Source organism: Pseudoalteromonas sp. c7(2019) (assembly GCF_011378625.1).
GTDB classification, from domain to species: domain Bacteria; phylum Pseudomonadota; class Gammaproteobacteria; order Enterobacterales; family Alteromonadaceae; genus Pseudoalteromonas; species Pseudoalteromonas arctica.
In genome coordinates, this window is the sequence record NZ_WTKS01000009.1 from 70,480 (window position 1) to 85,262 (window position 14,783).

Below are 14,783 nucleotides of genomic sequence, written 5' to 3' on the forward strand. Positions count from 1 at the left end.
CATGGCTGCTCCTGATTTTGTTCATTTAAGAGTTCATTCAGATTTTTCGATGGTTGACGGCCTTGCTAAAACAAAGCCAATAGTTGCTAAAGCGCAAGAGCTGCAAATGCCCGCTATTGCGATTACCGATCAAATGAACTTTTGTGGCTTAGTGCGTTTTTACGGCGCAACACATAACGCCGGTATTAAGCCTATTGTGGGTGCTGACTTTTGGGTTCGTAGCCCAGAATTTCCTGATGAGCCAAGCCGCTTAACCATATTAGCCAAAGACAACGACGGCTATAAAAATATTACCTTATTAATATCAAAAGCGTATCAACGTGGGCATGTGTTTCATCGCCCAGTGATTGACCGAGAATGGCTGGTGGAGCATAAAACGGGCTTAATTATTCTCTCGGGCGCTAAAGATGGTGACTTAGGTAAAGCGTTATTAAAAAATAATCCAAGTGTTATTGAATCGGTAGTTAGCTTTTACAAGCAGCATTTTAGCGATAACTACTACCTTGAGCTTGTTCGCACTAACCGACCGCTTGAAGAAGACTACTTACACATGGCGGTAGAGCTTGCTACCAAAGAGCAGTTACCTGTTGTAGCAACCAATGAAGTAGTGTTTTTAAAGCCAGAAAACTTTGAAGCGCACGAAATTCGCGTTGCTATTTTTGACGGCTACACGCTTGACGATAAACGCAGGCCTAAACGATTCTCTGAAGAACAATACCTAAAAACATCAGAGCAAATGGCTGAGCTGTTTAGCGACATTCCAGAAGCGCTACAAAACACAGTAGAAATAGCTAAACGTTGTAATGTAACGGTTCAGCTAGGGACTTACTTTTTACCTGATTACCCAACTGGCTCACTTAAGATTGATGAGTTTTTAGTTAAAGTGTCAGAAGATGGTCTTGAAGAGCGATTACAGTTTTTATTCCCCGACGAAGAAGAGCGAAAAGTAAAACGTGTAGAATACGATGAGCGACTTGATATAGAGCTTGGCGTAATTAACCAAATGGGATTCCCAGGTTACTTCTTAATCGTAATGGAGTTTATTCAGTGGAGTAAAGATAACAATATTCCTGTTGGACCTGGTCGTGGTTCAGGTGCGGGTTCGTTAGTTGCGTACGCACTTAAAATTACCGATTTGGACCCACTTGAATTCGACTTGCTTTTTGAGCGGTTTTTGAATCCAGAACGTGTATCAATGCCCGATTTCGACGTCGATTTTTGTATGGATAGACGAGACGAAGTAATTGATCACGTATCGGCTTTGTATGGGCGTAATGCGGTATCGCAAATTATTACCTTTGGCACCATGGCTGCAAAAGCAGTAATACGCGATGTAGGGCGAGTGCTTGGGCACCCTTACGGGTTTGTTGATCGTATTTCTAAAATGATCCCCGGCGATCCTGGGATGACACTTGCTAAAGCGTTTGATATAGAGCCGCGCTTGCAAGAAGCCTACGATGGCGATAACGAAGTAAAAGATTTAATCGACATGTGTCGCATCCTAGAAGGGTGTACACGTAACGCCGGTAAACATGCGGGTGGCGTAGTAATATCGCCAACCACTATTACCGACTTTGCCGCGCTTTATTGCGATGACGAAGGTAAGTTTCCGGTAACGCAATTTGATAAAAACGACGTAGAAACTGCAGGCTTAGTTAAGTTCGATTTCTTGGGTTTACGTACACTGACTATATTGCAGTGGGCGGTCGAAATGACCAATGTGCGCATGGAGCGCCAAGGTAAAGACCTCGTTGATATAAATACCATCCCACTGGATGATAAAAAAAGTATTGAGTTGCTACTTCGCGCTGAAACGACTGCTGTATTCCAGCTAGAGTCGCGCGGTATGAAAGACTTAGTACGCCGACTTAAGCCCGACTGCTTTGAAGATATGATTGCACTCGTGGCCTTGTTCCGACCAGGTCCGCTGCAATCAGGCATGGTAGATAACTTTATCGACCGAAAACTGGGCCGCGAAGAAATCTCATACCCAGATGCGCAGTATCAGCACGAAAGCTTAAAACCAATACTTGATCCAACGTACGGCATTATTTTGTATCAAGAACAAGTAATGCAAATTGCGCAAGTACTAGCAGGTTACACGCTAGGTGGTGCCGACATGCTGCGTCGTGCAATGGGTAAGAAAAAACCCGAAGAAATGGCAAAGCAGCGTTCAACGTTTGAAGATGGCGCAAGAAATAACGGCATTGACGGCGAACTCGCAATAAAAATCTTCGACTTGGTAGAAAAGTTCGCAGGTTACGGTTTTAATAAATCTCACTCGGCGGCGTATGCACTTGTTTCGTATCAAACGCTGTGGATGAAAACGCATCATCCTGCAGAGTTTATGGCTGCGGTAATGTCGGCTGATATGGATAACACCGACAAAATCGTTATTTTGGTGGATGAATGTGAAAACATGAAGCTCACCTTATTGCCGCCAGATGTGAATGCAGGTGAGTTTAAGTTTACAGTAAACTTGCAAGGCGAGATTGTTTACGGCATTGGCGCGATAAAAGGCGTAGGTGAAGCACCGGTTGATGCAATATTAGAAGCGCGTGCAAAAGGGGGCCCATTTAAAGATTTATTTGATTTTTGTGCCCGAGTTGATTTAAAACGCTTAAATAAACGCGTGACCGAAAAATTAATTTATTCAGGTGCACTAGATAATTTAGGGCCAGAAAAAACCCAAGCTGGCCGTGCTACATTACTAGCGAGTTTAAAAAGTGCAATGCGGGCAGCCGACCAACACAACAAAGCTGAGCTATTAGGGCAAAGTGATTTGTTTGGTTTATTAGCCACTGAGCCTGATGAAGTAGAACAAGCCTTTATTAAAGCCACAGGCCTAACTGATAACGAATGGTTAGATGGTGAAAAAGAAACCCTAGGCCTTTATTTAACTGGGCATCCGATAAATCAGTACCGCCGCGAACTTAGGCATTATACCAGCGGAAAAATAGTTGATTTACAGCCAACGAACCGCGATGTATTTGCAACAGCCGCAGGTTTGGTGATTGCTTCTAGGGTATTAATTAACAAAAAAGGAAATCGTTGGGCCTTAGTAACTTTAGATGACAAGAGTGCACGGATTGATGTACGCTTGTATTCAGACGAGTTTGAAAAGTACCAAGATATGCTCCAAGTTAACAATATCTTGGTAATATCTGGACAGGTCAGCTTTGATAACTTCTCCGGTGGTATTACAATGACCGCCAGAGAAATAAACACCATTGCTCAAGCGCGTGAAAAGCGTATTAAAGCGATTAAAATGACGCTGAACATGGTGCAAGTCGAGGCAGGTTTCTTCGATAAATTACAAAAAGTACTCGAACCCTATAAAATGGGAACGTGTCCGATCAAGGTTTATTACCAACGTCCAGATGCGTTGGCGCAATTAACTCTTGGGATCGAATGGTGTGTTACGCCAAGTGACGACTTAATTCATAAGTTATCACTAATGGCTGCGCAAGATGTAGAACTAGAATTTAACTGATTAGGTAGTTTAGAGCATGAGCCTCAATTATCTTGATTTTGAGCTTCCAATTGCAGAATTAGAAGCAAAAATTGAAGAATTACAAAATATAAGCCGCGCTGGCGAATTAGACCTTGAGTTAGAAGAGGAAGTCAGCAAATTAAAAGAAAAAAGTGCCAAACAAAAACAGGAGATTTTTTCTAATTTAGGCGCTTGGCAAGTATCACAGTTAGCACGTCATCCGTTGCGTCCTTACACTCGAGATTATATCGAGCGCATTTTCACGGAATTTGACGAGTTTGCTGGCGATCGTACTTTTGCTAACGATCCGGCTATTTTAGGAGGCGTTGCGCGTTTAGATGGCGAACCAGTAATGGTTATTGGCCAACAAAAAGGCCGTGACACTGCTGAAAAAATTAAACGCAACTTTGGTATGCCAAAGCCAGAAGGTTACCGTAAAGCATTACGCTTAATGGAAATGGCTGAGCGTTTTAAAATGCCAATTATGACTTTTATCGACACGCCGGGTGCATACCCAGGTGTTGGCGCTGAAGAACGTGGTCAATCTGAAGCAATCGCGCGTAACTTAAAAGTAATGGCGACACTTAAAGTGCCGACAATATGTACGGTTATCGGTGAAGGCGGTTCAGGTGGTGCATTAGCGATTGGTGTTGGCGACAGAGTTAACATGTTGCAATACAGCACTTACTCTGTAATTTCTCCTGAAGGTTGTGCGTCTATTCTTTGGAAAAGCGCCGACAAAGCACCACTTGCAGCAGAAGCAATGGGTGTAACCGCAGAGCGAGTTAAAGAACTAGATTTAATCAGTAACTTAATTGATGAACCTCTAGGTGGCGCGCACCGCAATTACGATGCTATGGCACGTAACTTAAAAGTTCGCCTTAAACGTGACTTAGCAGACCTACAAGCGCTTACGCTTGAAGAAATGCTTGATCAACGTTATAAACGTTTAATGTCGTTTGGTTATTGCTAAACACATTAAATGTTAAAAAAAGCCGCTTATGCGGCTTTTTTGCTTTAAAATGTTCAGAGTTTTTATATAAAAGTGCGCCCATATGTATACATCAGCAATTTATCAGCAATTAAAAAAATCATTAAATAGCTATATTGAGCAAGGTAACACCGCTTTTACAGTGGCGCTTTCTGGTGGCGTTGATTCTGTGGTGCTGTTGCATTTAATGCGCACTTTAAAAGAAGATAACCCTGCAATTAATGTATCGGCTATTTATGTTCACCATGGTTTGAGCCAGTATGCTGATGACTGGCAACACTTTTGCAAAAACGTATGCATTGAGCTTAATGTGCCTTTTGAAGCTGCGAAAGTTGTTATTGAGCCGCAGTCGCGCACAAGTCTTGAAGCCCAAGCACGCGACGTCCGTTATAAAGCACTTGATGAACTAAGCCCACAAGGCAGCATTATTTTACTGGGCCAACACTTAAACGACCAAGTAGAAACGTTTTTACTGCGCTTAAAGCGTGGCTCAGGTTTAAAAGGGCTAGGTTCTATGTATAAAGAGCGCTTGCTGCAAAGTGGGCGTATATGTTTTAGACCATTACTAAATGTAGCTCGCAGCGATATAGAAGCGTTTGCAACGCAGTTTAGTGTTAGCCACATAACCGATGACTCTAATACAGATGAAAGTTTTGATCGTAACTTTTTACGCTCAAAAATAGTACCTGTGTTAGCTGAGCGCTTTAATGGGTTTGAACAATGCACTGCACGAAGTATTGAGCTACTACAGCAGCAACAAACATTACTTGATGAATATACTCAGCTTGATTTAAATAAGTGTATTAACGAGCATCAAGCACTTTGCATTGGCCAGATAAGCGAATACAGCGCAGCGCGCATTGCAAATATAGTACGTGCGTGGCTTGCACTATTTACACAAGTGATGCCATCGCAAAAGCAGCTCGAGCAAATTATTAATCAAGCAATGTGCGCAAAAAACGATGCACAAATGCGTATTGATTTGCTCGATGGGCAAATACGTCGTCATCAAGGTTATTTGTATTTTGTAACACCAAGTGAAGTATTAACAGATATTGAGCTGAATCATTCACAGCTAAAACTGGCAGACGGGCGCTTATTAATTAAAAGCACCGGTTGTGGAGTAAGACCTCCACACGCCAATGAGCAAGTAATAGTGCGCTTTGATTGCAATAGCGCACGCATTAAACCACTTAAAAAGCCTGGTAGTAATACAGTTAAGCATTGGTTTAAAGATGCAAAAATAGCGCCCTGGCTTCGCGCCAGTGTGCCGCTTATTTTTTATAATGATGAATTAGTTCAAGTGGTTGGTTATTTTATAAGTGCTAAGCATATTGATGAAAATGGTATTTTTTGGGAGTGTAAATAAATGAGTAAACAGCCGCATGTTGGTTTGTCGTTAGTAACAAAAGCGCCAGTGGGTATGCTAATAACGGCCGTTATAGCTATTATTGCTAATATTTTACTTGAGCTAAATATAGTTACGCTAGGTTATGCAGTTGCGGGTGGAATTGTATCTGCAGTGCTTTTATTAGCTTATTGGTTAGGTAAAGGTGGATTGTTTTTTATTTTAGGCGTGAGCCTGCCACTGCTTTTAGTATTATTTACACCGCTTGCTACTATTACCGCATTACTTAATTTAATTAGCGGATTCTTTTTTGGTTTTTGTGCCGCGTTGTTTATTTATAAATTGGTAAGTGCAAAGCCTAGCGGGGGAAGCTAGGCTTTTTATTTAATGCAGTTAAGTAAAGACTAATATGCTTTTGCGCAGTTTCTACCAGATGCTTTTGCTTTGTATAAGCCTTTATCGGCGCGAGCAAATATTTCAGTTTCGCTGTCTTGGCTGTTAGCTAAAGTAAAACCAATACTGGTTGTTACTTTATACTTAGACATTAGAGGCGATTTTCTTACTAAGCACATTATCCGCTCAGCAATCACTTTATTCGTTGTAAACTCAGGGTCTTCAATAAGTAAAGCAAACTCATCACCACCAAATCTAAATACCGAATCAGTGCCGCGTATGCTGCTACACAGTACTTTTGAAAACTCTTTAAGTGTATCGTCACCAATTTTATGGCCAAAGTTGTCGTTAACTTGTTTGAAATTATCTAAATCAAGCAGCATTAAACTAAATGGACGCTGGTAACGACGGCAGTTTTCAAGCTTTTGTAGTAAAAAGTCATTAAACTGACTACGGTTATTTAAGCCTGTTAACGCATCTTTTGTGGCAAGTTTTAATACTCGGCTATACATCATCGCATTACGAAGTGGATAAACCAGCGCAGTATGCAAAGTATGTAGCTTTTTCTCAATGGCTTGACCAAGCGGGAATTTACTAAAATAAATTAGCTGCCCTAAGTGTTCTTTACCAATCGCCAAATCAAAAATATAGGGTGTACTATTTGTATCACTCTGTGATGTTTGCGTAGTTCCCAGTGTTGACTGAAACTGTAAACCAGAGAAATTCAACAATTGTTTTGTAAATTTTGCGTATATAGCTAAAACATCCTCAATCACTAAGCTAGTTTGTAGCTCTGTAACGAGTTTATGTGTTTCTGTTATTTCATTTGTTGGCGAATGTTCAGCCGAAAACGGCAAAAAATCACCGCGACCAGACACACGCTGCGTCAAAATATGGACGTTTTCCATTAAATTCTCCCCCGAGGGTGTTACTTTGCAATTACTAAGCGATTTTTGTGCCATATTTTAAAACTGGCTGAAAAACAGAAGGTTGCTATATTTAAAGTAAGTCCCTTGGTTTAATTGACGCGTGAGGCCGAATTTGCAGAGTATTAACGTTCAAATTTTTGGCTTGCTAGTGGCAGCAGTTCTTTTTGTGTGGTTTTTTAAACGCATTGGCTTGCCGCCTATTTTGGCGTACCTAGCAACGGGGGTTTTAGCCGGTAGTCATGGTATTGGTTGGTTAGCGCAATCTCATGAAATAGAGTTTGTAGCAGAGCTTGGGATTGTGTTTTTGTTATTTAGTTTGGGGTTAGAATTTTCTATCTCGCGGCTAATGGCAATGCGAAGCCTAGTATTTGGGCTGGGCTCGTTACAAGTAGGTATAACCAGCTTACTCTTCATTATTATTTTATATTGTTTAGACTTTTCCCTACTCACCAGTTTTACCATTGGTACAATTATGGCGCTTTCTTCTACGGCTGTAGTGGTTAAGCTATTAAAGGAAACGGGTGAGCTTAATCAGCGCCGTGGGCAATTGGCCGTTGGTGTACTGCTTTTTCAAGATATTGCTGTTGTTCCTCTATTAATAATACTTCCTTTATTTGCATCAAGCGACTCTCAAAGTATTGGCTGGGCTTTAGCGTTTGCCCTAAGTAAGGGCGCATTTGTATGCGTGCTTCTTTGGGCAATTGGTAAATGGGTATTGCCCATTGTGTTTAAAGAAATAGCGCAAGTACGAACCGATGAGTTGTTTGTGCTTACCACTATATTAGTCGCCTTATTTGCGGGCTTTTTAACGTATATGTTTGGCTTGTCTATGGCATTGGGCGCTTTTTTAGCGGGAATGATGTTAGGTGAGAGCAATTACAGGCATCAGTTAGAGGCCGATATACGTCCATTTCGCGATATTTTAATGGGGCTGTTTTTTGTAACTGTGGGTATGCAGTTGGATATTTTATTTGTACTGGCGCATATAGTAATAATTATTGGCGCATTGCTTGGGTTACTCGTATTAAAAATTACAGTAGTAGCACTTAGTGCGCGGCTAATGCATGAGCGAAACCAAGACTCGCTCGCCTGTGGCATTATGCTGTGGCAAATGGGGGAGTTTGGTTTTGTACTTATCGCACTTGCTGGCCAGCATCAGTTATTAAACTCAGAGCAAGCTTCATTTTTAATTGCCCTTGGTGTGTTATCAATGGCATTTACACCATTTTTGATTGATAAAACGCCATTTATTTTAAAGCGTTTGGGTATACTCGATCGCCCTAGTTTAGCGCTGGAGAGTGAGCCACAAAGTAGTACACTTTATAGTGACCATATTGTTATTTGTGGTTTTTCGCGTGTTGGGCAAACTATAGCGCGTTTTTTAAAGCCCGAAGCAATAGACTACGTTGCCATTGAAAGTAACCCAATTTTAGTACAAGAAGGCAAAGCGGCAGGTGAGCCTGTTATATTTGGCTATGTTAAACAAAAAGATATTTTAAAGTGCGCAGGAGTAGAGCGAGCTCGCTTGGTTATTATTACTTTTACAGAGCTTGATCACGCACAAGTTGTTATTGATGCCATAAAACAAATAGCGCCCAACGTTAAAATACTTATTCGTACTCGTGACGATAGCCAGTTAGATTATTTAAAAGGGCTAGGCGTAACCGAAGTAGTGCCAGAGTCGTTAGAGGCGAGCTTAATGCTCGTGTCGCATGTGTTGTCTATGTCGGGCGTACCGATGACGCGTATTGTGCGTAGAGTAAGTAAAGAACGTCGTAATCGCTATCCGTTAATGCAAAGCTTTTACGCTGGGTATTTTAAAGATAGCGAAGATGCCTCAAGTGAACGATTAGAATACTTACATGTTGTAGCGCTACCTCAACAAGCTTATGCCGTGGGTAAAACAATTGAAGATCTTAATTTAGAAAAGCGGCGAGTACTCGTAAAAGCACTGCGCAGAGAAGGAGCCGAAATAGATACGCCATCAGCGCAAACAACATTATTGGCTAATGACGTTTTAGTATTACAAGGTAAACCAAGGCGTGTTGAGCGGGTAGAGCACTATCTGCTCGACGGAATCGAATAGTGACTTAGATTAATCTAACTCTAAAAGATTAATCTAACTCTAAAAATTCACGCATCTTAGGCAGCTGCGCCATACCATCTTCATAGCCAATTTGCATTAAATGCTGGGTGTAGCGTTTTTCAAACAATAGGTAACTGGTTAAGCTCGATTGCGAATGCTTTTTTACACCTATGGTACGTAGCAATACTTTAATGGCCCATGGCATATCGTCGTAATACTGCGCTGCAATGGCATTAAAGTTTTGCGAAGGGTTAATGACAAAGGTATCTATTTGTTTAAGTTCTTGATGTTTGTCGCGAGCGGGTAATAACCCTAATGTACGGTTAACACGAGCCAAACGCTCCAAATCCGATTGCATAGTGTCGGTAAATACACTGTCGAGTAAATGCCCTGCAACAGCAGATAGACCCGGATAATGTGGCGAGTAACCCGGTGGGTGTAATTCTTTGGGTTGGTCGACCCCAATAATAAATATTTTTTCAGCGCCTAAATGAATCGACGGACTCAGCGGAGAAAGTTGATGTATAGAGCCATCCCCAAAGTAATGGTTATAAATATTTACACTTGGAAACACCATAGGGATGGCACTCGATGCCATTAAGTGCTCAACATTAATACGAGTTGCACGGCCTTCGCGTTTAGCACGCTGCCAAGATGTTTGCGTATTAGATTGAAAAAATGCAACAGAGTCGCCCGTTGTATAACTTGAGGCCGTAATAGACAGCGCATCTAAATAATTACGATGTAAATTGCGCTCAATGCGGTGTAAATCTAAAATTTCGTTTAATAAACCACGCAGAGGGCGGTTGTTTAGCAAGCTCGCTGGTGGATGGTTAATATGTTCTGACTGAAAGCTCGTTAAAATATTACGCGCAATATGACCAAATACGCTTAAAAAATCACTTTTATAGACCATAGAGGTTGAAAAGTTTTTCCAAACTGATTCAAGCTTTCGTACAGCCAAATGCGCACAGGAGGCGTAACATGCTAACGCAGCTGAGTTAATAGCCCCAGCAGAGGTGCCATTTATTACTCTAAATGGCAATGGAGCGGTACGAGGCATACTATGAGCTAGCGCTTTAAGGACACCCACTTGATAAGCAGCACGTGCGCCACCACCTGTGAGTAATAAGGCAATTTTAGGTTTTTGTGGATCAACTTGCTTGATTTTCATATTGGTGGTTAAACTGTTCTACGTCTTTACTTTATTTATTAACTGTAAGTCTTTAAGCTAGAAGAATCAAAGGATAACTGCCCTAATACTTATTACATTGTTTAATCACCCAATTTAGTACGTAACTTACTTTGCTATAATTGCCGTATTATAAAATGTAATAGTATTTGTGTAAGAATGAATTTAATCCACTTAGCGTACTCTAAGTGATATCGCATTTTAATTTTTATGGAGTTCGTATGTCAGATAAACCAGAAGCATCAGATGTTCAAAAACGTCCACCTAATAACAATATTCTTTTCGCCGTTATTATTTTAATAGTCGTAGCATGTGCGGCCGCCTTCGTATTGCTAACACCCAGTGACGAGCAAGCAACACGCACTGAGGTAGAGCCCACAGTTAAAGAACAACCTATGATGGAGCTTAAACCCGAGAACGACCCCGTGGTAGATGCGCCGTCTGTAAATCCAGAAAAGCCAGCAGAGCTTGAAGTACCAGCACAAAGTCCAAGTGAGCCAGTGCCAGAAGTAGAGCCACTACCAACGCTTAACGAAAGTGATGCAGTTGTTGTTGCTAAAATGGACGAGTACCTAAGCGACTCAGTAATGAGCTTAATGGTGACCGACGATGTTATTCGTCGTGGTGTGGTATATGTAGATAACTTAGCAAAAGGAAAAATAGCTAAAAAACACATGCCTGTTGTACAGCCAGAAGAAAAATTTAGCGTGAATGAAGGTGATATCCTAACGATTAACCCTAACAGCTACGAGCGTTATACACCGTATGTGAAAATATTTACCAGTATGAGTGCAGCGCAAGCCGTTCGCATGTACGAAGAGTACAAGCCACTTATTAATAATGCATACAGTGAAATTGGTTACGGCGATGACGAGTTTAATCAAACGCTAACCGATGCAATCGATTTATTACTTGATACGCCAGAGCCTGAAGGTGACTTGCCGTTACTTCGTGATTCAGTAACGTACCAGTATGCGTTTTCGGAGTGGGAGCAATTACCAGATGCACAAAAACAGCTTTTACGTATGGGTCCAGAAAACATGAAAAAAGTAAAAGCAGCATTACGTAATATAAAAGCGCAGTTAGAGAACAATTAATACGCACTAAAATAGCTAAATACGCCGCGATTGTATATGAAGTATGCAATCGCACTTTCTTTTTAGATTATCCCTTGAATAACAGAGCAAAAGTAGAGATAATCCCTCCCGCGCCAACCAAGGCCCTCAATGGTAGTCTTATTGGTCCTCTCGCAACACTAGCAGGCGAACCTGGTCAGGCCCGGAAGGGAGCAGCCACAGTTTGTGACGTGTGTGCCGAGATGTGGCTGGTAAGACTGCCACCCAAATTCCTCATTTGGGTGTTTGAACTAATAAACTTAATTCCTCAAAAATAATTCCTCTAATTAAATAATACTATTTATTTATAGATTACTTTATAAATTACTTTATAGATTGTTATGTCATTTTTGTTAAAAATATTACTAATAACTACATGATAGTATTAATTAAAAGTAAATTAACCTCCCTTTTAAACATGTTGCTCATCCTCGATTCGTAAATACGACTTAAGTCTAGATTGTGTAGTACGAAGTTAGGATTAGAATAATGTCAAATTTAGAGAGGAGCTCAGTATGCACTTGGAACGTATTCGCAATAGTAACCTGCATGACAAGGTGATGCCGGCAGAACAAGCAAGCCAATTTATTAAAGATGGAATGACTGTAGGGATGAGTGGTTTCACTCGCGCCGGAGAAGCTAAAGCAGTACCCAGAGCATTAATTGAGCAAGTCAAAAAAAATCCAATCAAAATAAATTTAATGACGGGTGCGTCATTAGGTAATGATCTCGACAAGCTATTAACAGAAGCGGGCATTTTAGCGCGTCGTATGCCTTTTCAAGTAGATAGCACTTTACGTAAAGCGATTAATAACGGTGAAGTAATGTTTATTGATCAGCATTTATCTGAAACAGTTGAGCATTTACGTAACCATCAACTAACCATGCCTGATGTGGCTGTTATTGAAGCCGTTGCCATTACCGAAGAAGGGCATATTGTGCCGACTACATCGGTTGGTAATTCAGCGAGTTTTGCTATTTTTGCCAAAGAAGTAATCGTTGAAATTAATATGCTGCATAACCCGAATCTTGAAGGTTTGCATGATATATACATCCCTTCGTATCGTCCTACTCGCCAACCAATGCCGTTAGTTAAGGTAGATGATAGAATTGGTAGTACTGCAATTCCTATCGATCCTGCAAAAATTGTTGGTATTGTTTTTACTAACCAAAGCGACTCGTTTTCTACCGTTACCGACCCTGATGAAGATACCGCATCTATTGCGCGCCATTTAGTTAACTTTTTTAAAGACGAAGTGGCTCAAAATAAATTGCCAGCTAATTTAGGCCCGCTACAAGCAGGCATTGGTAACATTGCTAATGCAGTGATGATGGGACTACTCGACTCTGACTTTAAAGACCTAACAATGTACTCTGAAGTACTGCAAGATTCGACGTTTGACCTAATTGACGCAGGTAAGCTTAGTTTTGCATCGGGCAGCTCAATTGTTTTGTCTGAGCGTTGTAATGCGCAAGTATTTAATAATTTAGAACAATACAAAGACAAGCTAGTATTACGCCCTCAAGAAATTTCGAACCATCCTGAAATAGTGCGCCGTTTAGGAATTATTGCAATAAACACTGCGCTTGAGTTTGATATGTATGGCAATGTAAATTCAACACATGTTTGTGGCACACGGATGATGAATGGTATTGGTGGCTCTGGTGATTTTGCTCGTAATGCTCATTTAGCAATATTTGTGACTAAATCGATTGCTAAAAATGGCGCTATTTCAAGCGTAGTGCCTATGGCCAGTCATGTTGATCATAACGAACACGATGTTGATATTTTAGTAACCGAGCAAGGCTTAGCTGATTTACGCGGTTTAGCGCCGCGTGAGCGAGCGATACAAGTCATTAAGCATTGTGTGCACCCAGATTACCGTGACGATATGTTAGATTACTACAATCGCGCTTGTGAGCGTGGCGGGCATACCCCTCATTTACTTGAAGAAGCATTTAGTTGGCATATTCGCCTTGAACAACAAGGCAGCATGAAAAAAGTATCTGCAGCAGATGCTCCAGTGCAACTGTCAGCATAAGCATTTTAGTTTATTAATATTGAATTAGTTAGTTTTATACTTACTTTTGAACCGCACTAGTGTCAGCTCAATCAGCTTTGATTAGTGCGGTTTAATAAAAACTTTAAGTCCAAAATAATTTTATACCTACTCTTTGCATACCTTTTCCAGCCACCTTTTATTATTTTATTTACTTAGGTTTAAGTGCTATTACCGTTATTAAGTGTGTAATGTGTTTATTAAAAAATAGAGATGCTTAAATGGCTTTTGACAGAGGGTTAGAAGAGCGACTCTATGAGTTGTTTAATGCGCGCCACGATTTAGTAGTAAAGAAAATCTTTGGTGGTTTATGTTTTATAATTTCGGAGTATATGTGCTGCGTAATAATAGGCAACAAGCTGATGGTGCGAGTAGGGCCTGAAAACTACAGCGATTGTTTAGCTAAACCTCATGTAACTGAAATGGACTTTACCGGAAAGCCAGTTAAGGGCTTGGTTTATATTTTGCCTGAAGGTTTTGAGTCTGATTCTGATTTAACATATTGGGTAAATACGTGCGTTAACTTTGTAGAGTCTTTACCGCCCAAACCTTTTAAAAAACGACCCGCACTTAAGTAAATTAGCGAAGTATCACCTTAATTAAAATACGCATTGCAATCAAATTACTGGCGCTATGAGCATGAATACTACATAATTGAGCGACTGCTCACTTATGCGCTTTTTACTTGAGTATGATTCATACTATTTCAAAAGACGCTTTGAACACTAGTTTGTAAAGCTGTTTATTAGCACAGCTTTAAATTTTTTAGTAAATAAAAGAGAGAATGTAATGATTAAAGTAAGCGTATTATACCCAAATAATGAAAGTGCTACTTTCGATATGGACTACTACTGTAAAACACATTTACCACTAGTTGCAGAGTTAGTTGGTAAAGCGCTTATATCAAGTAGTGCAGATGCAGGTTTAGCTGGTGGCGCACCGGGCGAAGCGCCAACTTATATTGCTATGGGGCATTTAGTGTTTGAATCGGTAGAATCTTTTCAGCAAGCCTTTGCACCTCATCAAGAAGTAATAGCGGCTGATTTAGTTAATTTTACTAACGTGTCTCCAGTAATTCAAATTAGCAATATTGCTGGGTAAATTACACGCTAAAACTAATTTAAGAATTACTTAATAACCCCTACTGTATTTAATACAGTAGGGGTTTTATTTTAA

Annotated in this window: 11 protein-coding genes and 1 other RNA gene; 10 read left to right on the forward strand and 2 right to left on the reverse strand. The window is 40.6% G+C overall.

Annotation, left to right across the window (positions count from 1 at the left end):
* Nucleotide 1 precedes the first annotated feature (1 nt).
* The 4 genes from dnaE to GQR38_RS11625 all read left to right on the forward strand — a co-directional run bounded on the left by dnaE (nucleotide 2) and on the right by GQR38_RS11625 (nucleotide 6,207).
* Nucleotides 2-3,493, forward strand: a complete 3,492-nt coding sequence (dnaE, locus tag GQR38_RS11610; RefSeq protein ID WP_010553736.1) for a DNA polymerase III subunit alpha — start codon at nucleotides 2-4, stop codon at nucleotides 3,491-3,493.
* A 16-nt stretch (nucleotides 3,494-3,509) separates the two neighbouring features.
* Nucleotides 3,510-4,466 carry an acetyl-CoA carboxylase carboxyl transferase subunit alpha gene (gene accA / locus GQR38_RS11615; RefSeq protein WP_007581016.1) on the forward strand — a complete coding sequence of 319 codons (957 nt, stop codon included), beginning with the start codon at nucleotides 3,510-3,512 and terminating at the stop codon, nucleotides 4,464-4,466.
* An 82-nt stretch (nucleotides 4,467-4,548) separates the two neighbouring features.
* Nucleotides 4,549-5,853, forward strand: coding sequence for a tRNA lysidine(34) synthetase TilS (gene tilS / locus GQR38_RS11620; RefSeq protein ID WP_165721620.1), 1,305 nt, complete (start codon nucleotides 4,549-4,551; stop codon nucleotides 5,851-5,853).
* Nucleotides 5,854-6,207 (forward strand): hypothetical protein, encoded by a 354-nt coding sequence (locus tag GQR38_RS11625; protein ID WP_010553734.1) that lies wholly within the window; start codon nucleotides 5,854-5,856, stop codon nucleotides 6,205-6,207.
* Nucleotides 6,208-6,236: 29 nt separating this feature from the next.
* Here GQR38_RS11625 and GQR38_RS11630 read toward each other — a convergent pair whose 3' ends face one another.
* Nucleotides 6,237-7,133: a GGDEF domain-containing protein gene (locus GQR38_RS11630; RefSeq protein ID WP_024590733.1), complete on the reverse strand. Its 897-nt coding sequence runs from the start codon at nucleotides 7,131-7,133 to the stop codon at nucleotides 6,237-6,239.
* 133 nt (nucleotides 7,134-7,266) lie between these two features.
* Here GQR38_RS11630 and GQR38_RS11635 point away from each other — a divergent pair, with 133 nt between their 5' ends.
* Nucleotides 7,267-9,240 carry a monovalent cation:proton antiporter-2 (CPA2) family protein gene (locus GQR38_RS11635; RefSeq protein WP_165721621.1) on the forward strand — a complete coding sequence of 658 codons (1,974 nt, stop codon included), beginning with the start codon at nucleotides 7,267-7,269 and terminating at the stop codon, nucleotides 9,238-9,240.
* A gap of 28 nt (nucleotides 9,241-9,268) precedes the next feature.
* Here GQR38_RS11635 and GQR38_RS11640 read toward each other — a convergent pair whose 3' ends face one another.
* Nucleotides 9,269-10,414, reverse strand: coding sequence for a patatin-like phospholipase family protein (locus tag GQR38_RS11640; protein ID WP_007584072.1), 1,146 nt, complete (start codon nucleotides 10,412-10,414; stop codon nucleotides 9,269-9,271).
* Between the two features lie 239 nt (nucleotides 10,415-10,653).
* Here GQR38_RS11640 and GQR38_RS11645 point away from each other — a divergent pair, with 239 nt between their 5' ends.
* From GQR38_RS11645 to GQR38_RS11665, 5 genes are all read left to right on the forward strand, one after another.
* Complete coding sequence (locus GQR38_RS11645) at nucleotides 10,654-11,529, forward strand: DUF3014 domain-containing protein (protein WP_101164364.1); 876 nt, start codon at nucleotides 10,654-10,656, stop codon at nucleotides 11,527-11,529.
* A 139-nt stretch (nucleotides 11,530-11,668) separates the two neighbouring features.
* Nucleotides 11,669-11,765, forward strand: an RNA gene (gene ffs, locus GQR38_RS11650) — signal recognition particle sRNA small type.
* Nucleotides 11,766-12,062: 297 nt separating this feature from the next.
* Entirely contained in the window at nucleotides 12,063-13,589 is a 1,527-nt protein-coding gene (locus GQR38_RS11655) for an acetyl-CoA hydrolase/transferase family protein (RefSeq protein WP_121954037.1), read from the forward strand.
* Nucleotides 13,590-13,828: 239 nt separating this feature from the next.
* Nucleotides 13,829-14,185, forward strand: a complete 357-nt coding sequence (locus tag GQR38_RS11660; protein ID WP_121954038.1) for a TfoX/Sxy family protein — start codon at nucleotides 13,829-13,831, stop codon at nucleotides 14,183-14,185.
* Nucleotides 14,186-14,396: 211 nt separating this feature from the next.
* Nucleotides 14,397-14,708, forward strand: a complete 312-nt coding sequence (locus GQR38_RS11665) for an EthD family reductase (RefSeq protein ID WP_002958288.1) — start codon at nucleotides 14,397-14,399, stop codon at nucleotides 14,706-14,708.
* Nucleotides 14,709-14,783 lie beyond the last annotated feature (75 nt).

What these genes read in the sequence shown, in the direction of transcription:
- GQR38_RS11665 (WP_002958288.1), top strand. Translation starts at nt 14,397, where the DNA reads ATGATTAAAGTAAGCGTATTATACCCAAATAATGAAAGTGCTACTTTC.
- GQR38_RS11625 (WP_010553734.1), top strand. Translation starts at nt 5,854, where the DNA reads ATGAGTAAACAGCCGCATGTTGGTTTGTCGTTAGTAACAAAAGCGCCA.
- GQR38_RS11645 (WP_101164364.1), top strand. Translation starts at nt 10,654, where the DNA reads ATGTCAGATAAACCAGAAGCATCAGATGTTCAAAAACGTCCACCTAAT.
- GQR38_RS11640 (WP_007584072.1), bottom strand. Translation starts at nt 10,414, where the DNA reads ATGAAAATCAAGCAAGTTGATCCACAAAAACCTAAAATTGCCTTATTA.
- dnaE (WP_010553736.1), top strand. Translation starts at nt 2, where the DNA reads ATGGCTGCTCCTGATTTTGTTCATTTAAGAGTTCATTCAGATTTTTCG.
- GQR38_RS11630 (WP_024590733.1), bottom strand. Translation starts at nt 7,133, where the DNA reads ATGGAAAACGTCCATATTTTGACGCAGCGTGTGTCTGGTCGCGGTGAT.
- GQR38_RS11660 (WP_121954038.1), top strand. Translation starts at nt 13,829, where the DNA reads ATGGCTTTTGACAGAGGGTTAGAAGAGCGACTCTATGAGTTGTTTAAT.
- accA (WP_007581016.1), top strand. Translation starts at nt 3,510, where the DNA reads ATGAGCCTCAATTATCTTGATTTTGAGCTTCCAATTGCAGAATTAGAA.
- tilS (WP_165721620.1), top strand. Translation starts at nt 4,549, where the DNA reads ATGTATACATCAGCAATTTATCAGCAATTAAAAAAATCATTAAATAGC.
- GQR38_RS11655 (WP_121954037.1), top strand. Translation starts at nt 12,063, where the DNA reads ATGCACTTGGAACGTATTCGCAATAGTAACCTGCATGACAAGGTGATG.